The sequence below is a fragment of the Neisseria sp. P0019.S002 genome (genome assembly GCF_051957155.1).
Taxonomy (GTDB): Bacteria; Pseudomonadota; Gammaproteobacteria; order Burkholderiales; family Neisseriaceae; genus Neisseria; species Neisseria perflava.
In genome coordinates, this window is the sequence record NZ_JBQCWS010000002.1 from 273,725 (window position 1) to 292,381 (window position 18,657).

Genomic DNA, 18,657 nt, shown 5'->3' on the forward strand with positions numbered 1-18,657 from the left:
GCAAAGGTTGGTATTTTAGCCGATTGCACGGATAGGGGAAAGCGTGGGTTTCAGACGGCCTGAAACCTTGCTATGATGGTCTTTTCTGTTTATTCAGGCAAAGATTATGAACCGCCTCGATACTGCCCGCCGTTATTCCCTTTTTCTCGCCCGTAATCTTGATTCAGGCAAACTCAAGCCCGAAATTTTCCTGCCTATGTTGGACAAAGTTTTAACCGAAGCTGATTTCCAAGCCTTTGCCGACTGGGACAAAATCCGCGCGGAAGAAAACGAGGAAGAATTGGCGCGGCAGTTGCGCGAGTTGCGCCGTTATGTCGTGTCGCAGATTATCGTGCGCGATATAAACCGCATCAGCGATTTGAACGAAGTAACCCGTACGATTACGCTGTTTGCCGATTTTGCCGTCAATACCGCGCTGGATTTCGCCTACGCCTATTATCAGGACATGTATGGTACGCCGATCGGGCGTTATACCAGATCGCCGCAGCATTTGAGCGTGGTGGCGATGGGTAAGGCGGGCGGATATGAGTTGAACGTGTCTTCCGACATCGATTTGATTTTCATCTATCCCGAGTCTGGCGACACCGACGGCAGGCGCGAACGCGGCAATCAGGAGTTTTTCACCAAAGTCGGGCAGAAATTGATTGCATTGTTGAACGACATTACCGCCGACGGGCAGGTGTTCCGCGTCGATATGCGGCTGCGGCCGGACGGCGATTCGGGCGCGCTGGTGTTGAGTGAAACCGCGCTGGAGCAATACCTGATTACGCAGGGGCGCGAATGGGAACGCTACGCGTGGTGCAAAGGCCGCGTAGTTACGCCGTATCCGAACGACATTAAAGCGCTGGTGCGCCCCTTTGTGTTCCGCAAATATCTGGATTATAGCGCATATGAAGCAATGCGCAACCTGCACCGTCAAATCCGCAGCGAAGTCAGCAAAAAAGGCATGGCGGACAACATCAAACTCGGCGCGGGTGGCATCCGCGAAGTCGAATTTATCGCCCAAATTTTCCAGATGATACGCGGCGGACAAATGCGCGCGCTGCAACTGAAAGGCACGCAGGAAACGCTGAAGAAACTTGCCGAGCTGGGCATCATGCCGTCTGAAAACGTTGAAACCCTGCTTGCCGCCTACCGCTTCCTGCGCGATGTCGAACACCGCCTACAATACTGGGACGACCAGCAAACCCAAACCCTGCCCACCTCGCCCGAACGGCAACAACTGCTCGCCGAAAGCATGGGTTTCGACAGCTATGCCGCCTTTTCAGACGGCCTCAATGTTCATCGGAACAAAGTCAATCAGTTGTTCAACGAAATTTTGAGCGAACCCGAAGAACAAACGCAAGACAACAGCGAATGGCAATGGGCATGGCAGGAAAAGCCCGACGAAGAAGAACGGCTAGGCCGTCTGAAAGAATATGGGTTTGATACCGAAACCATCGCTACGCGGCTCGACCAAATCCGCAACGGCCATAAATACCGTCACCTCTCCGCACACGCCCAGCCGCGTTTTGACGCGATTGTGCCGTTGTTGGTACAAGCGGCGGCCGAGCAACCCAATCCGACCGACACATTAATGCGGCTGTTTGACTTTCTCGAAAACATCAGCCGCCGCTCCGCCTATCTCGCCTTCCTCAACGAACATCCGCAAACCTTGTCGCACCTAGCACAAATCATGAGCCAAAGCTCATGGGTGGCGGCGTATCTGAGCAAATACCCGATTCTGCTGGACGAACTCATCAGCGCCCAGCTTTTGGATACCGCGTTTGATTGGCCGGCACTTGCTGCCTCACTTTCAAACGACCTCAAAGCCTGCGGCGGCGACACCGAAGCACAAATGGATACACTGCGCCATTTCCAACACGCCCAAGTCTTCCGCCTCGCCGTTCAAGACCTTGCCGGATTGTGGACGGTAGAATCACTTTCCGACCAGCTCTCCGCACTTGCCGACGCCATCCTTGCCGCCGCCCTGCCGTGCGCGTGGGCGGATATGCCCAAAAAACACCGCGACACGCCGCAATTTGCCATCATCGGCTACGGCAAACTGGGCGGTAAAGAGCTCAGCTATTCCTCCGACCTCGACTTGGTCTATCTTTACGACGACCCGCATCCTGATGCAGGCGACGTGTACAGCCGCCTTGCCCGCCGCCTGACCAACTGGCTTTCCGCTGCCACCGGCGCAGGCAGCCTCTACGAAACCGACCTGCGCCTGCGTCCCAACGGCGATGCAGGTTTCCTCGCCCACAGCATCGCCGCCTTTGAAAAATACCAGCGTGAAAACGCATGGACATGGGAACACCAATCCCTTACCCGCGCCCGTTTTATCTGCGGTACGCCTGATGTTCAGACGGCCTTCGACCGCATCCGCACCGAAATGCTGACCGCTGAACGCGACCAAACCGTTTTAGCAGGCGAAATCATCGAAATGCGCGAAAAAATGTTCCCCACCCACCCGCCTGCCGATAGCAACGTCAAATACGCGCGCGGCGGCGTGGTCGATGTTGAATTTATCGTCCAATATCTCATCCTTGCCCATGCCCGCCAGTATCCGCAACTCCTCGATAACTACGGAAACATCGCCCTGTTGAACATCGCTGCCGACTGCGGCCTCATCGACAAAACCCTAGCCGAACAAAGCCGCACCGCCTACCGCTTCTACCGACAGCAGCAACACAACACCAAACTGCGCGACGCCAAAAAAACCGAAGTAACGGACGAATTGCTGACCCACTACGGCAACGTGCGAAAACTGTGGCAGGAAGTATTCGGGGCAGAAGTGAAGTTCGGATAAGCAGGCGGGCGTATTCAGCGTCAAAAGCCTGCACGGCAACACAATTTACCGCCACAACAAACTCACTCTAAACATATAAGGAAAACCAACCATGAAGAAAATGGCACTGTTTTTAACGGTTGTACTGTCGTCGGCTGCAGCCCAAGCTGCTGAATATTTGTTGCCTTATACCGAATGCGATGGCTCTGCAAACGTTCGTGCTGCTCCTGATACACGCAGCAAAATCATGACCGTATTGGATTATGAAAGCAAAAAACATAAAATACTCAGTAAACAGGGTAAATGGTTTCATATTCAATTAGACGGAATCCGTACAGGCTACGTCCATCAAAGCCAAGGCTTTATCGTGCACAATTATGTTGTTGCCAGCCCTGACGGATCGGCAAACGTCCGTAACAACAGCTACCCCGAAGAACCGATCAGGCAAGGCGAAATCATCAAAACACTCCCAAACGGAACACGTGTACAGATCGCCCCAGCCTTCAGAAAAGGCGACTGGTTGGGGTACAGCAATCAGGGAGCTTACACAGAAAAAGACGAGTATGGTCATCATGTTTTGACTCAGGGTTATATCCACAAAAGTCAACTTCGACGCGTGGAGTAATAAACAAACAATTTATCCGATAAAGCATACTTTCGGACATAAAGTAGGTACTGTTTTGCCGAAGATATAAAAAAGGCCGTCTGAAACTTTTCAGACGGCCTTTTATGGCATTTATTCTTCTTCCTGTTCTGCTTCTGCCTCTTCCGGTTTTTCAAGGAAATTGCCTGCTAACCACAGTAAAGCGCCACTACCTGTAATGCCTGCTTTAATCCACATGGCGGTATCTTCGCCCCATTCGTAAATCCAGGCCAAGACTTTGGGGACGGCGTTTATATAATTCAAACCGAATGCCAATACGCCGAGGATAAATAAAGTACTGCCCAAGCTTTTCATAGTTATTTTTTATAAAATCAAATATATACATCAAAAAAATTCAATAAATGCAGTAATGCCGAGTGAATGAATGTGTCAAGAAATGCCATTATATTCGGTTTTATGTAAAGAAGATATTTTTATCAAGGCTGATTGGCAGTTTGAGGCGATGGGTAACTGCTTGCAGAGGGAGGTATTCCGTCTGTTTGTTTATAAGTTATCGGCTTGACCTGGGCAATCATGATATGCAAAAACTGTTCTCATTTTGTGTCGATATTGTGATACAGCAAAACAAGTTCTAAAATATGCTGCTTATTTATATATTAAAAACAAGGAGAAACTGATGTCTAAGGTTGCAGTACTCGGTGGCGGTCTGTCGGGCCGTCTGATGGCGTTCCAACTGGCAGAGAAGGGCATTTCGGTCGAGTTGTTTGAGAAAGGCGAACGCAACGGCGCGCAAGCCGCCGCTTATGTTGCCGCGGCCATGTTGGCGCCGTCTGCCGAAGCGGTGGAGGCAACGCCCGAAGTCATCCGTTTGGGCAAACAAAGCATTGCGCTTTGGCGCGCGATTATCGGCCGTCTGAATACGCCGGTGATGATGCAGGAAAACGGCAGTCTGATTGTCTGGCACACGCAGGACAAGCCGCTTTCTGCCGAGTTTGCCCGTCATTTGAAGCGCGGCGGCGTGGCGGAATATGAAACCATACGTTGGAACGCGGATGAAATCGCAGCAAACGAGCCGCAACTGGCAGGGCGGTTTTCAGACGGCCTGTATCTGCCTACGGAAGGGCAGCTGGACGGACGGCAAGTATTGAATGCGCTTGCCGATGCTTTGGAATCAATGAATGTCGCGTGCCATTGGTCGTGCGAACGCGAAGTCGAAGATTTGGCGGCGCAATACGATTGGGTCATCGACTGCCGCGGTTATGGTGCAAAGAGCGCGTGGAACAGGCCGTCTGAAAGCCAATTGCGCGGCATACGCGGCGAAGTGGCGCGCGTTTACGCACCCGAAGTCGAGCTGTCCCGCCCAGTGCGCCTGCTGCATCCGCGCTATCCTTTGTATATCGCGCCGAAGGAAAACCATATTTTTGTGATTGGTGCGACCCAAATTGAAAGCGAAAGCCAAGCGCCGGCCAGCGTGCGTTCCGGTTTGGAACTTTTGTCCGCACTGTACGCCGTGCATCCGGCATTTGGCGAGGCGAACCTTTTGGAACTGGCCACCGGCTTGCGCCCGACTTTAAACCACCACAACCCCGAAATCCGCTTCAACCGCGAACGCCGCCTGATTGAAGTCAACGGCCTGTTCCGCCACGGCTTTATGATTTCCCCGGCCGTGACCGGCGCGGCCGTGCGTTTGGCCGGTGCGCTGTTTGCCGGGAGCGACATTCCTGAATACGACGAAACCAGCGGTTTGCCGTATATCCGCGCTACGAATTGAAGCCGTTGCGGACGAAGTGGCTTGAAAATCAGGCAAATTGTTTGTGAAAGACAGCCACAGGCCGTCTGAAAATGATAAAATCGCCGTCAATTCAATTAACCTTGCGTCTGAAAACCGCATGATGCCGTTTTCAGACGCCAAACCAATTTCCTATTTAACGATAAGCACATGACAACCCAAACCCTTTTAATCGAACTTCTCACTGAAGAACTCCCGCCAAAAGCCCTCAATAATCTGGGCAACCATTTTGCCGCTTCCGTTGCCGAAGGCTTGGAAAAAGCGCAATTGATTGACGGCGCAGCCGAATACACTGCCTACGCTTCTCCGCGCCGTTTGGCCGTTCAAGTCAAAAACGTGAAGGCCGTTCAAGCCGATCAAAAAATCGTGAAAAAAGGCCCGGCCGTGGCGAATGCCATGAAAGACGGTGCGCCGACTAAGGCTTTGGAAGGTTTTGCGCGCGGTGCAGGTGCGAAAATCGAAGACCTGACCATCATCAATGACGGCAAGCAAGACGTGTACGCCTACGAATACGTCCAAACCGGTAAGCCGTTGGGCGAACTTTTGGAAGACATTATCAATCAAGCCGTTAAGAAACTGCCGATTCCGAAAGTGATGCGTTGGGGCAGTAGCACGTTTACCTTCGTGCGCCCTGTACACAGCCTGATCGTGCTGCACGGCGGCGACATCGTAAACGTCAGTGTTTTGTGTCTGCAAAGCGGCAACAAAACATTGGGTCACCGTTTCCTCTCCAGCGGTGAAATCGCCATTGAAAATGCCGACAGCTACGCCGCACAAATGCGCGAGCAAGGCAAAGTAGAAGCCTCGTTTGCCGAACGTAAAGCCGCCATTCAGACGGCCTTGAACGAGCAGGCAGGCCGTCTGAACGCGACTGTTGCCGCCGATGAAGCCTTGTTGGATGAAGTGACCGCATTGGTCGAATGGCCTGTGGTATTGGAAGCCGGTTTTGAAGAACACTTCCTCGCCGTACCGCAAGAATGCTTGATTCTGACCATGCAGCAAAACCAAAAATACTTCCCGCTGCTCGATCAAAACGGCAAGCTGATGAACCGCTTCCTGCTGGTGTCCAACCTACAAACCGAAGATCCGTCACACATCATCCAAGGCAACGAACGCGTTTTGCGCGCGCGCCTGTCTGATGCCGAGTTCTTCTACAAACAAGACCAAAAAGCGACTTTGGAAAGCCGCCTGCCGAAATTGTCCAGCGTGGTTTACCACAACAAAATCGGTTCGCAAGCCGAGCGTATCGAGCGTCTGCAAAGCATTGCCGCCCATATCGCCAAAGCATTGGGCGCGGATGCCGCCGCAGCCGAGCGCGCCGCACGTTTGGCCAAAGCCGACTTGGTAACCGAAATGGTCGGCGAGTTCCCCGAACTGCAAGGCACCATGGGTAAATACTATGCCCGCTTGGACGGCGAAACCGAAGAAATCGCCGAAGCCATCGAGCAGCACTACCAACCGCGTTTTGCCGGCGACAACCTGCCGAACGGCAAAGTGGCAACCGCCGTTGCTTTGGCCGACAAACTGGAAACCTTGGTCGGCATTTGGGGTATCGGCCTGATTCCGACCGGCGACAAAGACCCCTACGCCCTGCGCCGCTCTGCATTGGGTATTTTGCGTATGCTGATGCAGTACGGTTTGGACGTAAACGAACTGATTCAGACGGCCTTCAACAGCTTCCCGCAAGGTTTGCTCAACGAGAAAACGCCGTCTGAAACCGCCGACTTCATGCAGGCGCGTTTGGCCGTGTTGTTGCAAAACGATTATCCGCAAGACATTGTTGCCGCTGTATTGGCGAAACAGCCGCGCCGTTTGGACGACGTAGTGGCCAAACTGCAGGCCGTTGCCGCGTTCAAACAGTTGCCTGAAGCCGCTGCATTGGCTGCAGCCAACAAACGCGTGCAAAACCTGCTGAAAAAAGCCGATGCCGAGTTAGGCGCGGTTAACGAAAGCCTGCTGCAACAGGACGAAGAAAAAGCCCTGTACGCCGCCGCTCAAGGTTTGCAGCCGAAAATCTCCGCAGCCGTTGCCGAAGGCAATTTCCAAACTGCTTTGTCCGAGCTGGCTTCCGTCAAACCGCAAGTCGATGCATTCTTCGACGGCGTGATGGTAATGGCTGAAGATGCCGCCGTGAAGCAAAACCGTTTGAACCTGCTGAACCGTTTGGCAGAACAAATGAACGCAGTTGCCGACATTGCGCTCTTGAGCGAATAAGGCCGCGTTTCAGTTGACCCGCTTTTCAGGCTGCCCGATGATTCAGGCAGCCTGAAGTTTTTCGGGCGTATCCCTTACATGGCGTTCAAGGGTATAATTCAGCAGATTTGTCAGGCAGGCAAATCGCGCACATCAAACAATTTCCCACATTCAAGAGGCAGATTATGAATATTCCAGCCATCCGAACCGCACTCGATGCCGTGTTGATTCCCACCACAATACGCACTTTGGGCAGCGAAAAAGCCGTTTCGCTTCTGGAAGAGCATTCAGACGGCCTGCATATCGGCCTGAAATTCGCGTTCCCAGTTGCCCATATTGCCGCAGACATTGCCAACGCCGTTCAAGAAGCCGTCATTTCGCATACCGGCGATACTCACATTCACTTGAGTATCGATACCAAAATCGGTACGCATAAAGTTCAACCCGGCGTAGCAACCATCAAAGGCGTGAAAAACATCATCGCCGTTGCATCGGGCAAAGGCGGTGTCGGCAAATCAACGACCACAGCCAACCTTGCCACCGCAATGGCCAGAATGGGCGCGCGCGTCGGCGTACTCGATGCCGACCTGTACGGCCCAAGCCAGCCCACCATGCTCGGCGTACAAGACCGCAAACCCGACCAACAAAACAAAAAACTTATTCCCGTTGAAGCCGAAAGCGGCATTCAAGTGATGTCCATCGGTTTTCTGGTCGATACCGACCAAGCCGTCGTTTGGCGCGGCCCGATGGTCAGCCAAGCCTTGCAACAGCTTATGTTCCAAAGCGAATGGGACAATGTCGATTATCTCTTCATCGACCTGCCGCCCGGTACCGGCGATATCCAATTGACCCTGTCGCAAAAAATCCCCGTAACCGGCTCCGTTGTCGTCACCACGCCGCAAGACATCGCCCTGATTGATGCACGCAAAGCCGTGGATATGTTCAATAAAGTCAATATCCCGATTTTGGGCGTTTTGGAAAACATGTCTGTTCATATTTGCTCCAACTGCGGCCATGCCGAAGCAATCTTCGGCGCAGAAGGCGGCAAAAACTTGGCAGAGCGTTTGAATGTACCGTTGCTTGGCCAACTTCCATTAAGCCTGCCTGTACGCGAAGCCATGGACAGCGGCACATCTTCGGCCTTGTTTGAAAACAACCAAACCATCGCCGACATCTACACCGAAGCCGCCTTCCAAATCGCGCTGACCATTGCCGATAAAGGCAAAGACTTCAGCAGCCGCTTCCCGAAAATTGTTGTCGAATAAAAAAGTTTAAAAAAGGTGTTGACAGCTGTGTGACCCGTCTCTATAATGCACAGCTTATCGGGTCGTTAGCTCAGTCGGTAGAGCAGCGGACTTTTAATCCGTTGGTCGAGCGTTCGAATCGCTCACGACCCACCAAATATAAAAACCTGCTTTAAAAAAGCAGGTTTTTTTACATTTGGATTTTAGGATTTTGTTGAAAATATTTTGTTATTGAAACAATTCATAGCGCATCAAGCATCAGGCCGTCTGAAAGATATTTTCAGACGGCCTGAAGTTTTATAGGAATAGTTTTGAGAAATAAGTTTTCTACTTAGGGCAGACAAACGTTTAAAACCTTACCTGCGTATGCAACTGCCTACGATAAACCAATACGGCAGCAGTCAGCGTGGCACAAGAGAACGCAGACAGTAAAAGAAGGTAGTGGCCTATTCCGTCTAGTCCGCTGCGGTTGAGCAGCAATTCTTGAAAAGCCTTCAAGCCCCAAGCCATCGGGGAAATCCAAGTGAGTTGCTGCATGGTTTCGGGCATGACGTGCGCAGGCACCATAATGCCGCCGATTGCCGCCATCAGGATAATGCCGCCGCCGCCGAGTACGACAGCGTGTTCGGTAGATTTGGCGCAGACGCTGATTAACAGCGCGTAGCCAAGGGCGGCGGCACTGACGGCAGCGGACAGCAACGTGTAGGGAACAAGGCTGCCATTGAGTATGAGGGCGGGCACGCCGATTTCGGGTAGCAGGTAGCGGCCGAGCAGCAGCATTCCGACAAACTGAAGCTGGTTAATCAGGAAATAGGGGACGAGTTTGGCGGCAATCAGGCCGGACGCGGAAGCGCGGGCGAGACGCAGGCGGGTAATGGTGTTGGTCTGGCGTTCCAGCGCCATGACGTTCGACAGCGGTATCATAATGAAAAACATACCGAAAATCAGCCATGCGGGTACGCTGTGCTGTACGGCGTTGGGTTTTTCCACCGTGCCGCTGCCTGCGCTCAGGTAATGCTCTTCCAGCATTTTTTTATCTAAAAAGCTGCGCACGGCGGCGAATTGTTCGTCGTTTTTTTCATCCACTTTTTTCTGGATATCTTTGCGGATGGCGCGGGGCAGTTTTTTATTGTCGATTTTGATACCGTCGTTGTTGTCGAAATAAGCGTCCAGCCTCGTTTCGGTGTAGTGCTGCTGCAAAACGCCTTTGACAGCCGCCAGCCATGAAGGCTCGGTATCGGGCGGTACATAGATTTGCAGGGCTTTGTCGTCGGCGATTTTGCCGGAAGCGGGGTTCGGGTTGTGCAGCACCAGTTGGAAACGTTTGTTGTGCAGGCCGTTTTGCGCGTCGGTCAGTTTTTCAGACGGCATCCGTGTAACATGAATCTGCTCTTTTTCCAGCGCGGCGGCCAGCGCGGTATTGACGCTGTCGTCTGTCGCGCTAACCAGCGCGATACGGCTGTCGGTGTGCGGATCTTGGTCGCGGCTCAGCGCCAACGACATAATCAGCATGAAGGCGATGGGCATCACAAACAACACGGCCAAACCGTGCAGGTCGCGGCAGAGCAGTTTGAGTTCTTTGAGGAGGGAGGAAATCGTCATTGTGGATTTTGCTTATCTGTTGCTGGCTCGTCTTTGCGCAGGAAATCAAGGTAAAACGTTTCCAGCGAACCGTGTCCCTGCTGGAAGTAGCGGATTTGCGCACCGCTTTGTTGCAGGGCGGCGTAAACGGCGGCGGCATCGTGTGTCGTTTCCATCATGCCGCGGCTGTCCACTTGCTTGGCACCCAAAGCGGCCAGCGTTTGAGGCGGCAGCGGCGGTTCGACGGTAAAGCGCACGACACCGGTTTGCGTGCTTAAAAGCTCATCCAAACCGCCGTGGTACACCAGTTTTCCGTGTTGCAGCAGCGCGATTTTGTCGCAAAGCTGCTCGATTTCCGAAAGATAGTGCGAGGTGTAAACCACCGTTACCCCCTGCCGCGTCAAATCCGCCACGCTATCGAGGATAAAGCGGCGTGACTGCGGGTCGATGCCGACCGTGATTTCGTCGAGGAATACAAGTTGCGGCGTATTAATCAGGCCGATGGCAAAATTCAGACGGCGTTTAAGCCCGCCCGAAAGGTGCTTTGCTGCTTTGTTTTTATGGGCGGTCAGATCGGTCTGTTCCAACAGCGCGTTCAGACGGCCTTTGTCGCGCACTTTGTAAAGCGAAGCGAAAAACAGCAGGTTGTCCCACACCGAAAGCTGCGGATAAAACGCGAAATCCTGCGGCACCAAACCGATTTTCTGACGTTCGCTGCGGCCCAACAGGCGCAACGGCTTGCCGTCAAACAAAATTTCGCCCTGCCGTACTTCCTGCAAGCCTGCCAAAAGCGACATCAGCGTCGTTTTCCCCGCACCGTTGTGACCGAGCAGCCCCAAACATTCGCCGTCGGCAATATCGAACGACACATTGTCCAGCGCGGCAGTTTCGGCTTTGGGATAACGGTGGGAGAGGGATTGGATTTGAATCATGGTTTCAGACGGCCTTTCGAGCGATATTTAAATCGCAGCACCCCATAAATAACGGCGCTGGAATTTGCCGTCCTTAAATATAAAGCAGACGCCGAAAGGATCACCGTCCGAACCTTGTCTGCCGAACAGGTAAAGCGTCTTATCGCTGTGGCGGTAATAGGCTTTCCAGCCTTGATATACATTGCTGCCGCGTGCGGTAGCGGCAAAATCGGGCGAGAACAGTCCTTGCAGTTCGGCAGCGGGAACCGCTTGACCGTTTAGCGTGATGCGTTCAAGCGCGAACACGCTTTTGGGAATGTCGTAGTCTGTACCATAGAAAGGTTTGCCTCGATAGAGCCGCGCGGTGTATTTGTTTTTGCTGATACCTGAGAAATCACTGCGTTTAGGGTGAATACGCCAAGCAACGATGTGTACCTTTTGTCCGCTACCGGACAAAGTCAGCGTATCGTCGCGACCGGATTGTTCGCGCAGGCGGACGAAGTTTTTGTCGGAAGCGGGAAATATCAGACGGCTGTAATGGATAAAGCCGGAATCATCGGCGTTTGCCTGTTGTAGTTGAACAAAACAGAAGTCCGGCCTGTTTTCACTGAGTTCTTCTATACATTCCAACGGTGTGCCGTCGGGGATTTTTGCCAAAACTTTGGCTTTCAAATTGGGGCGTTCGCGTAAGTTGGTGTGTCCGTCGGCATCATGAACCAAGGCAAAGCCGTTTTGCGGCGCGGCATGGGTTAAGGCGGAACACAAAAATAAGACAGTAGCTAGGTAACGCATTTTTAATTTCTTTTAGTTTTCAGACGGCCTGAATGTCAAAATAATTCACGGTAGATTAATCGGGATCGAATAAATCCTGATTATTTCAATAATCCCCGCCATAACGCTTCTTCATCATCCGCAATTTTGCGCAGAAATTCGGCAATGTTGCGGCAGCCGTTTTCAGATGGCTTTTTGCACTGTTTCACGCACATTGCTGCGAATTGGCGCCATTGGTCGCCGATGGCGGTCATTTGTTCTGAGGCCGTCTGAAATGTAGGTTCGTTGCAGATATGGGCGGCTTGTTCGAGGAAGTAGGCGTAGATATAGCGGAAACCTGCTCCGCCGGTACCGATTTCTTCCTGCATCCGCACCAAATGGCCGAGGAACAGTTTTTGGTATTTGTCGTTTTGTTTGGCAGGCAGGGACTCGATTTTTTTGGCCAGCGTGCGGATGCCTTTTACACCGATGAAAAAGACCGGCGCGAGCATATGTTTGGCGTTTTTGCGTATGGCTTTGCGGATAATAGCGGGCAAGTCTGCCATGATTTTTTCAGACGGCCTGTTGTCTTCTAATGTGTACATCATGCCTTTTGCCGCCAATACGCCTTTGGCAAAGCGCGCCCGTTGCAAATCTTCGGCGGCGCAGCGTTGTACGGTTTCAAATACGGGGTCGCTGATCAGGTAGTCGTTGCCGTCTTTGCCGTACACCAAGAGATTGTGTGCGTTGAAATGGAAACGCATTTGCGGCGGGAAGTAGGGCAGCCAAAAGACGGAGGTTTGCAAACCAGCCAGTTTGCCTGAGGACAGCGCGGCATCCAATGCGGCTTGTCCGCTTTGTGCGTCGGAAAATTTGCGGACGGATAATTTCAGCCCCAATGCTTTGCAGGTGTTTTTGATGATGCTGCGCGGCGCGGTGCGGTAGGAAACCAGCGGCATGCCGTTTAATTTGATCAGCGGCATCCAGACAAATGTCAGCGCGTGGGCAATGCCGAAAATCATGGCTTCGTCTAAATTGTGGCCATGGTATTTGAGCAGGGTGGACATCACACCGCTTTCGCAATGGGCGGTATGCTGGTGTGGAAATTCTTGTGTGGTCATAAAGTTATTGGTTTTCGTACAATGTTTTCAGACGGCCTGATGCAGTCGGAATGGGTTTGTTGTTTTGGAAATCAGCGGGCTTCTTTGGCCGCTTCCTGCTCGGCTTTGTAGCGGCGCAGAAATTCGATGGCGGCGGCTTTTTCAGCCTCGTTGCCGTATTTGGCATCACGTTGGGCGCGGCGCAGTTCAGCGCGTTCTTTGGCTTCTTCGATTTGGCGCGCTTTGAAGTCTTCTCGGTTGTCGGAGGAGATGAGTTTGTCCTGCTGCGATTGCGCTTTGGCCATGGCTTTGGCAATCAAATCCATGGGGTTGAATGCGGCGCTTGGCGCGGCTGTTTGGGTTTGTGCCTGTGCGGCCTGTTTGACTTTGACGGCGGCTTCGCGTTGCGCCAGCAGGGCTTTGCGTTCGGCATCGTCGCGCTGTTTGCGTGCGGTATGGCGTTCAAAACGGCTTTGAGCATGTTCGGCGGCAGCAAAGCGCGGTTCGGTAGAGGTGCTGAAACGGCGTGCGGACGGCAGGAAGGGCTGCGATACGGGAACCATGTCGATGCAGTCGACGGGACAGGGGGTAACGCACAAGCCGCAGCCGGTGCATTCGTCGCTGATGACGGTGTGCATCAGTTTGGATGCGCCCATAATGGCATCGACAGGGCAGGCGCGGATGCATGCGGTACAGCCGATGCAGACGGCTTCGTCAATCAGGGCTACGGCTTTGATTTGTGTTTTTGCAGGCGCGAGGTATGGCTTGCCCAATAGGTCGGCAATGTCTTTCATGACGGTTTCCCCACCCGGCGCGCACAGGTTTACCGGCGCTTCTCCTGCCGACAGGGCGCGCGCATAGGGTAAGCAGCCTTCATAGCCGCACTCACGGCATTGGGTTTGCGGCAACAGGCGGCTGATGCTTTGGATGGGAATGGTCATCATGGATAGTCAAAATCGAAAAGGCGCATTATATCAGATTGTTGCGTTTATTTTGGCGAAACCCGCTTTGCTTATTTTAGTGAAACTCTTTACGCACGTTTTAGCGAAACCCGCTACACTCGTTTTCAGACGGCCTGAGTCGGGTTTGCGTTATAATTTTGAAATGGATTTATCGGATGATTAGAAATGACGGCTATACTTTGCCCCTGTCAGTCGGGGCGTGTTTATGCGGAATGTTGCGCACCGTTTCATGCGCGTGAGGCGGCGGCTTCGACGGCGGAAGAGTTGATGCGTTCGCGTTACAGTGCGTATGTTTTGCAGGAAATCGACTATATCGTGGACACGACTGTCCCTGCGCAGCAGAATTTGTTGGATAAACAGGATTTGGCGTCATGGAGTAGGCAGACGCAGTGGTCGGGATTGAAGGTTATCCGTCATGTGCCGTTTGGCAAGCTGCATGCTTTGGTCGAGTTTGAGGCATATTTTGAAGAGAACGGGCAAACTGAGTGCCATCATGAATTGTCGGCGTTTGTGAAAATAGACGGGCGTTGGTACTTTATTGATCCGACCGTTGCTTTGCCGACGATGAAACAGCCTTGTTTGTGCGGTTCTGGCAAAAAGTTTAAGGTGTGTTGCGGACAGTTTTTCAAATAGTAATGTAAACAGGCCGTCTGAACGTTCAGACGGCCTGAGTTGTTTTTGCAGATAAAAAAAACCATTCATACTAAGGGAGAAGTATGAATGGCCAATACATTGCGGGAAAACGTCTTACTTGCTGCACCGCCCAAAAGGGATGAAAGAGCGGTGTTGTGTCAGCGATTAATATTCTACCGTTTTTAGTATTAAATGCTGTTAAGAAGTGAAATAATTTCAATAAGTTGCAAGATAATCGTGATATTTTGAAGATAAACGGTATTTTTACTGATTTTCTCGAATCCATTTCACCCATTGTTGAAACAGCTCGGGTTGCAATGCGGCGATGACGGAACGCTTGAATACATGTTCGCCGCTCCAAAAATCGTCGCCTTCCAAAGTGGTCAGGCAGCCGCCGGCTTCTTCAAAAATCAATGCGCCGGCAGCGTAGTCCCACAGCTTTTGTCCGCCGTGGATGTAAATATCGTAGCGGCCGCTGGCAAGGTAGCACCAATCGAGCGTGCTGCTGCCCATGCTGCGGATTGTGCCGAATGGGGCAAGGGTATTCATGCGACTGGCGAGTTTGCCCGAACGCAGGTATTTGATTTCCACGCCGGCAATGGATTCGTTGAGTTTTTTGTTTTCGGAACGCAGCGGCAGCGGCGTACCGTTGAGAAATGCGCCTTTGCCGCGTTCGGCGTAGAAACATTCGCCGCTGACCGGATTGTAAATCACGCCCAATTCGGCGTGGCCGTTTTTAACCAGCGCGACGGATACGGCAAAATGCGGCAAACCGTTGACGAAGTTGTTTGTGCCATCGATAGGGTCGACAATCCACAGGCCGTCTGAATGTTCGTTCCACAAACGGGTTTGCTCCTGAACGCTCATCTCCTCGCCTAACATCGGACAATCCTCCAATAAGGGCAGGGCGGCGGCAAAAGCGGTTTGTGCGGCCAAATCTGCTTCACTCAAAACCGAACCGTCTTCCTTGCGTCGTGACGGCGTGTTCAGAAAACGCGGCATGACTTCGGTTTGGGCGATGTGGCGGACGACTTTCTGTAAACGGTATAGCACGGCGTATCCTTGTTTTTTGCAGTTTTGCGTGACAGTGGATTAAAATTCAGGAAGTTTTAAATTATAGTGGATGAAATCGAAATCAGGCGAGTATGTCGCCGTGTTTCAACTTCATTCATGAAATTTTAAATTTAAATTATATACATGAATAAAGCAGGAAACCATGCCCCGATTTTATGTTGATTTTGCCTTAAGCCCCGACAGCGTGGTCGAATTGCCCGATAATGTGGTGCGCCATCTAAATGTATTGCGCGTGAAAAACACGGAAGAAATCGTGTTGTTTAACGGCAATGGCAAGTCATATCCGGCTTTGTCCGAAGTTTTGGAAAAACGCCGCGCCAGCGTGCGGATTTTGCGGGAAGAGGCAACGGACAACGAATCGCCGCTGAAGATTACGTTGGTGCAGGCGGTATCCGCCGCCGAGCGCATGGATTTCACTTTGCAGAAAAGCGTGGAATTGGGCGTGGCAGAAATTCGCCCGGTCATCAGCGAACGCTGTGTCGTCCGCTTGAGCGGCGAACGTGCTGAAAAGCGGGTAGCGCGTTGGCAGGAAATTGTTGTTTCGGCGTGTGAACAAAGCGGCCGCAATATTGTGCCGAAGGTTTTGCCGCTGACGACTTATGTACAGGCTCTGCAACAGTTGCCGCAGGAAACGACCAAACTGTTAATGAGCTTGAATCGCGCACAAAACCTGAGCGATGTTCAGCCTCAATCCGGCAAAGTCGTGTTTATGGTCGGCCCGGAAGGCGGCTGGACGGAGAAGGAAGAGCAGCAGGCATTTGATGCCGGTTTTCAATCCGTTACGCTCGGCAAACGGGTGTTGCGTACCGAAACCGCCTCACTTGCGGCCATCGCCGCCATGCAGACGCTTTGGGGCGATTTTGCATAAAGTTCGGGCCGTCCGAAAGCAAGCGTAGCGAGTTTCGCTAAAACGAGCTGTTGCTTCATGATATAAAAATGGGAGGTTAAAAAATGTCTTACACCTTTACACTGGCCGAGCACGAGCTGGAAGCGGAATTGAAAAAGTTAATCGTGCAAGAGGCCGATAAGGCCGACGATGTGGATATGGATGATTTCACCGACGATGCACTTTTGTTTGGCGATGACAGTCCGGTTGGTTTGGATTCGCTTGATGCGCTGCAGATCAGCGTTGCCTTGCAACAGTATTTCCAAGTGCGCCTGCAGGGCGACCGGATGGTGCGCAAACATATGATGTGTGTACGCGATTTGGCGGCGTTTATCCGTGCGGAGCATGGCGCGTGAGTTGGGTTTGCGGTACGGCGGCCATTTCTGCCTTGAATCCGCAAACGGATTTCAGACGGCCTGATGCGGTGTCTTATACATTTTTAAACCAACCGCAGCAGGCTGCTTATTTTCGTGCATTTGCTAGCGACAGTTTGGGGCGGAAGGAATTTGCGGATATCGCCGAACAACATTTGTGCCGAGCCGCCGAAAATGCAGGCTGGCCGTCTGAAAGTTGGCATGATGCGCCGGTGTTTATCGGGTCTAGTTCCTATTCCATCTCCGAATATGAAAACTGCCATTTTGCAGGCAATAGGGCGGCAGAGGAACACAATCTGCTTTATCTCGCCGAAGATTTGCGCCGGCGCAGCGGCAATCGACAAATTTTCAGTTTCGCTACTGCCTGCACTTCATCTGCCCATGCGCTGATTCAGGCGGATAATTGTTTGCGCGGTGGGATAGAGCGCGCCTTTGTACTTGGTATTGAAAACCTCAACCGGCTGACTTTGCTGCATTTTCACAGCTTGGGTTTGCTGACTGAACAGTATCAGCCTTTTGGCGGAAACGGTTTGATTTTAGGCGAAGGTGTTGCCGCGCTTGCCTTATCTTCCGCTGCTCCTGAATCTTCAGGCCGTCTGAAACTTATAGGACACGCTGCCAATACAGGCAATGACCTGATTCAAAGCGATGGCCAAGCGCAAGAGCAAGTGATGCGACGTGCGTTAGATATTGCAGGCATCGTTCCTGAAAGCATTGCGGCCGTTAAAACACACGGCATTGGCACGGCTGACAGCGATGCCGCCGAATTGGCCGCACTGGAAAATATATTCGGTACACTGCCGCCCTTGATGGCGTTCAAACCGCAAATCGGACACACGCTTGGCGCAACGGCAGCCCTTGAAACAGCCTTGCTTTTATCCGCTCTAAAACAAGGCGGAAGCAACGATTATCAGGGGTGGAAAATTCGTTTTTCCGAGTGCGCGGCTTCACAAAAAGGCGGCTTTTTCTGTTTGGCCAATCAGTTTGGTTTTGGCGGCAGCAACACATCTTTGGTATGGCAATGGCAACCGTAAATCCTAATATCCGTATTACCGCCGCCGTGCGTTTTGATACTGACGCCGGCACCGGCGGTAAAATCCTCAAACAAACCTTAAAGCAGCAAAGCGGTATAGATACCCGCCGCCTCAGCCGTTTGAGTTTGATTGCCGCGCTTGGTGCAGGGCAACTGAAGGAACAAAGCGAAATCTGCTCTGATTGCGCTGTTTTTCTCGGTACGCCGTTTTCTTCGCCATCCGTATTTGAAAAAATGGCAGACAATGTGCTGAACCATCACGCCGCGATGCCGTTTGACTTTATTGCCAACCTGCACAACTCCCCAGTTTTTCATGCCGCGCAAGCGTTAGGCACGCATGGTGCAACTTTGGTCATGGCTGCTGACAACAATGTAGATACCTGCTTTCATCCATTGTTACTGGCGATGCAATCTTTGCAAAATGGCGGACAGGCTGCGGTTGGCTGGGCATATGAACATCAAGCAGCTCATGCCGATACTCATGAAGGCAGTATTTGGATTTTGCTTGAGGCCGGTACAGAACAGGGCGTTCCTGTTATGTTGAATAATGAAGGGATGCAGGCTGATAGGTCGTCTGAAAAGCCGCAATATTATTGGCAAAATATCGCAGATTGGATAGAAGCAGTAATGGCGCACGAGGGGAGGGATGTGAAAAAATATACTTTGGTGTGATCGACAAATGATTTTAGAGAAAGTATTTGTCTTTTGAATAAATAAGGCTTGCACCATTAAAAAGGCCGTCTGAAAATATTT

Annotated in this window: 17 protein-coding genes and 1 tRNA gene; 11 read left to right on the forward strand and 7 right to left on the reverse strand. The window is 52.0% G+C overall.

The features are described 5' to 3' along the window. Window positions 1-106 precede the first annotated feature (106 nt). Window positions 107-2,791, forward strand: a complete 2,685-nt coding sequence (gene glnE / locus ACTHTY_RS04680; RefSeq protein ID WP_440366603.1) for a bifunctional [glutamate--ammonia ligase]-adenylyl-L-tyrosine phosphorylase/[glutamate--ammonia-ligase] adenylyltransferase — start codon at window positions 107-109, stop codon at window positions 2,789-2,791. 91 nt (window positions 2,792-2,882) lie between these two features. Next, a complete protein-coding gene (locus ACTHTY_RS04685) occupies window positions 2,883-3,395 on the forward strand; it encodes an SH3 domain-containing protein (protein WP_440366604.1) in 513 nt (170 codons plus the stop codon). A gap of 111 nt (window positions 3,396-3,506) precedes the next feature. Here ACTHTY_RS04685 and ACTHTY_RS04690 read toward each other — a convergent pair whose 3' ends face one another. Further along, window positions 3,507-3,728 carry a cell division protein gene (locus tag ACTHTY_RS04690; protein WP_440366605.1) on the reverse strand — a complete coding sequence of 74 codons (222 nt, stop codon included), beginning with the start codon at window positions 3,726-3,728 and terminating at the stop codon, window positions 3,507-3,509. A 322-nt stretch (window positions 3,729-4,050) separates the two neighbouring features. Between ACTHTY_RS04690 and ACTHTY_RS04695 the strand changes: the two genes are divergently transcribed. From ACTHTY_RS04695 to ACTHTY_RS04710, 4 genes are all read left to right on the forward strand, one after another. Continuing rightward, window positions 4,051-5,145 carry an FAD-dependent oxidoreductase gene (locus ACTHTY_RS04695; RefSeq protein WP_440366606.1) on the forward strand — a complete coding sequence of 365 codons (1,095 nt, stop codon included), beginning with the start codon at window positions 4,051-4,053 and terminating at the stop codon, window positions 5,143-5,145. Window positions 5,146-5,313: 168 nt separating this feature from the next. Beyond that, complete coding sequence (gene glyS / locus ACTHTY_RS04700; protein ID WP_440366607.1) at window positions 5,314-7,377, forward strand: glycine--tRNA ligase subunit beta; 2,064 nt, start codon at window positions 5,314-5,316, stop codon at window positions 7,375-7,377. Between the two features lie 164 nt (window positions 7,378-7,541). Further along, window positions 7,542-8,621 carry an iron-sulfur cluster carrier protein ApbC gene (gene apbC / locus ACTHTY_RS04705; RefSeq protein ID WP_440366608.1) on the forward strand — a complete coding sequence of 360 codons (1,080 nt, stop codon included), beginning with the start codon at window positions 7,542-7,544 and terminating at the stop codon, window positions 8,619-8,621. 59 nt (window positions 8,622-8,680) lie between these two features. After that, window positions 8,681-8,756: transfer RNA gene (locus ACTHTY_RS04710), tRNA-Lys, on the forward strand. Between the two features lie 192 nt (window positions 8,757-8,948). On the opposite strand, the gene ACTHTY_RS04715 is transcribed toward ACTHTY_RS04710, so the two are convergent. The 5 genes from ACTHTY_RS04715 to ACTHTY_RS04735 all read right to left on the reverse strand — a co-directional run bounded on the left by ACTHTY_RS04715 (window position 8,949) and on the right by ACTHTY_RS04735 (window position 13,883). Further along, the gene (locus ACTHTY_RS04715) at window positions 8,949-10,202 is read right to left on the reverse strand and encodes an ABC transporter permease (protein WP_440366609.1); all 1,254 of its coding nucleotides are present in this window, start codon (window positions 10,200-10,202) and stop codon (window positions 8,949-8,951) included. Next, window positions 10,199-11,113 (reverse strand): ABC transporter ATP-binding protein, encoded by a 915-nt coding sequence (locus ACTHTY_RS04720; RefSeq protein WP_440366610.1) that lies wholly within the window; start codon window positions 11,111-11,113, stop codon window positions 10,199-10,201. Before ACTHTY_RS04720 ends, ACTHTY_RS04715 begins: the two co-directional genes overlap by 4 nt. Before the next feature lie 27 nt (window positions 11,114-11,140). Next, complete coding sequence (locus ACTHTY_RS04725; protein ID WP_440366611.1) at window positions 11,141-11,884, reverse strand: SH3 domain-containing protein; 744 nt, start codon at window positions 11,882-11,884, stop codon at window positions 11,141-11,143. A gap of 80 nt (window positions 11,885-11,964) precedes the next feature. Further along, window positions 11,965-12,963 carry a BtrH N-terminal domain-containing protein gene (locus ACTHTY_RS04730; RefSeq protein ID WP_371460354.1) on the reverse strand — a complete coding sequence of 333 codons (999 nt, stop codon included), beginning with the start codon at window positions 12,961-12,963 and terminating at the stop codon, window positions 11,965-11,967. 71 nt (window positions 12,964-13,034) lie between these two features. Further along, window positions 13,035-13,883, reverse strand: a complete 849-nt coding sequence (locus tag ACTHTY_RS04735; protein WP_440366686.1) for an RnfABCDGE type electron transport complex subunit B — start codon at window positions 13,881-13,883, stop codon at window positions 13,035-13,037. Window positions 13,884-14,069: 186 nt separating this feature from the next. On the opposite strand from ACTHTY_RS04735, the gene ACTHTY_RS04740 reads away from it, so the two are divergent. Beyond that, a complete protein-coding gene (locus ACTHTY_RS04740; RefSeq protein WP_440366612.1) occupies window positions 14,070-14,537 on the forward strand; it encodes a YchJ family protein in 468 nt (155 codons plus the stop codon). 264 nt (window positions 14,538-14,801) lie between these two features. Here ACTHTY_RS04740 and ACTHTY_RS04745 read toward each other — a convergent pair whose 3' ends face one another. Beyond that, the gene (locus ACTHTY_RS04745; protein ID WP_003684681.1) at window positions 14,802-15,590 is read right to left on the reverse strand and encodes an inositol monophosphatase family protein; all 789 of its coding nucleotides are present in this window, start codon (window positions 15,588-15,590) and stop codon (window positions 14,802-14,804) included. A 163-nt stretch (window positions 15,591-15,753) separates the two neighbouring features. Between ACTHTY_RS04745 and ACTHTY_RS04750 the strand changes: the two genes are divergently transcribed. The 4 genes from ACTHTY_RS04750 (at window position 15,754) to ACTHTY_RS04765 (ending at window position 18,576) form a co-directional block, all read left to right on the forward strand. Beyond that, entirely contained in the window at window positions 15,754-16,479 is a 726-nt protein-coding gene (locus tag ACTHTY_RS04750) for a 16S rRNA (uracil(1498)-N(3))-methyltransferase (RefSeq protein WP_440366613.1), read from the forward strand. An 83-nt stretch (window positions 16,480-16,562) separates the two neighbouring features. Continuing rightward, a complete protein-coding gene (locus tag ACTHTY_RS04755; RefSeq protein WP_003748215.1) occupies window positions 16,563-16,853 on the forward strand; it encodes an acyl carrier protein in 291 nt (96 codons plus the stop codon). Continuing rightward, complete coding sequence (locus tag ACTHTY_RS04760; RefSeq protein ID WP_440366614.1) at window positions 16,850-17,905, forward strand: beta-ketoacyl synthase N-terminal-like domain-containing protein; 1,056 nt, start codon at window positions 16,850-16,852, stop codon at window positions 17,903-17,905. The genes ACTHTY_RS04755 and ACTHTY_RS04760 overlap by 4 nt, the downstream gene beginning before the upstream one ends. Beyond that, a complete protein-coding gene (locus ACTHTY_RS04765) occupies window positions 17,887-18,576 on the forward strand; it encodes a hypothetical protein (protein ID WP_440366615.1) in 690 nt (229 codons plus the stop codon). Before ACTHTY_RS04760 ends, ACTHTY_RS04765 begins: the two co-directional genes overlap by 19 nt. Window positions 18,577-18,657 lie beyond the last annotated feature (81 nt).

Bases quoted from the DNA above. Each gene is read 5' to 3' on its own strand.
- ACTHTY_RS04720 (WP_440366610.1), bottom strand. From the start codon at position 11,113: ATGATTCAAATCCAATCCCTCTCCCACCGTTATCCCAAAGCCGAAACT.
- ACTHTY_RS04740 (WP_440366612.1), top strand. From the start codon at position 14,070: ATGACGGCTATACTTTGCCCCTGTCAGTCGGGGCGTGTTTATGCGGAA.
- glnE (WP_440366603.1), top strand. From the start codon at position 107: ATGAACCGCCTCGATACTGCCCGCCGTTATTCCCTTTTTCTCGCCCGT.
- ACTHTY_RS04690 (WP_440366605.1), bottom strand. From the start codon at position 3,728: ATGAAAAGCTTGGGCAGTACTTTATTTATCCTCGGCGTATTGGCATTC.
- ACTHTY_RS04755 (WP_003748215.1), top strand. From the start codon at position 16,563: ATGTCTTACACCTTTACACTGGCCGAGCACGAGCTGGAAGCGGAATTG.
- ACTHTY_RS04695 (WP_440366606.1), top strand. From the start codon at position 4,051: ATGTCTAAGGTTGCAGTACTCGGTGGCGGTCTGTCGGGCCGTCTGATG.
- ACTHTY_RS04735 (WP_440366686.1), bottom strand. From the start codon at position 13,883: ATGACCATTCCCATCCAAAGCATCAGCCGCCTGTTGCCGCAAACCCAA.
- ACTHTY_RS04765 (WP_440366615.1), top strand. From the start codon at position 17,887: ATGGCAATGGCAACCGTAAATCCTAATATCCGTATTACCGCCGCCGTG.
- ACTHTY_RS04730 (WP_371460354.1), bottom strand. From the start codon at position 12,963: ATGACCACACAAGAATTTCCACACCAGCATACCGCCCATTGCGAAAGC.
- ACTHTY_RS04685 (WP_440366604.1), top strand. From the start codon at position 2,883: ATGAAGAAAATGGCACTGTTTTTAACGGTTGTACTGTCGTCGGCTGCA.
- glyS (WP_440366607.1), top strand. From the start codon at position 5,314: ATGACAACCCAAACCCTTTTAATCGAACTTCTCACTGAAGAACTCCCG.
- ACTHTY_RS04715 (WP_440366609.1), bottom strand. From the start codon at position 10,202: ATGACGATTTCCTCCCTCCTCAAAGAACTCAAACTGCTCTGCCGCGAC.
- ACTHTY_RS04725 (WP_440366611.1), bottom strand. From the start codon at position 11,884: ATGCGTTACCTAGCTACTGTCTTATTTTTGTGTTCCGCCTTAACCCAT.
- ACTHTY_RS04750 (WP_440366613.1), top strand. From the start codon at position 15,754: ATGCCCCGATTTTATGTTGATTTTGCCTTAAGCCCCGACAGCGTGGTC.
- apbC (WP_440366608.1), top strand. From the start codon at position 7,542: ATGAATATTCCAGCCATCCGAACCGCACTCGATGCCGTGTTGATTCCC.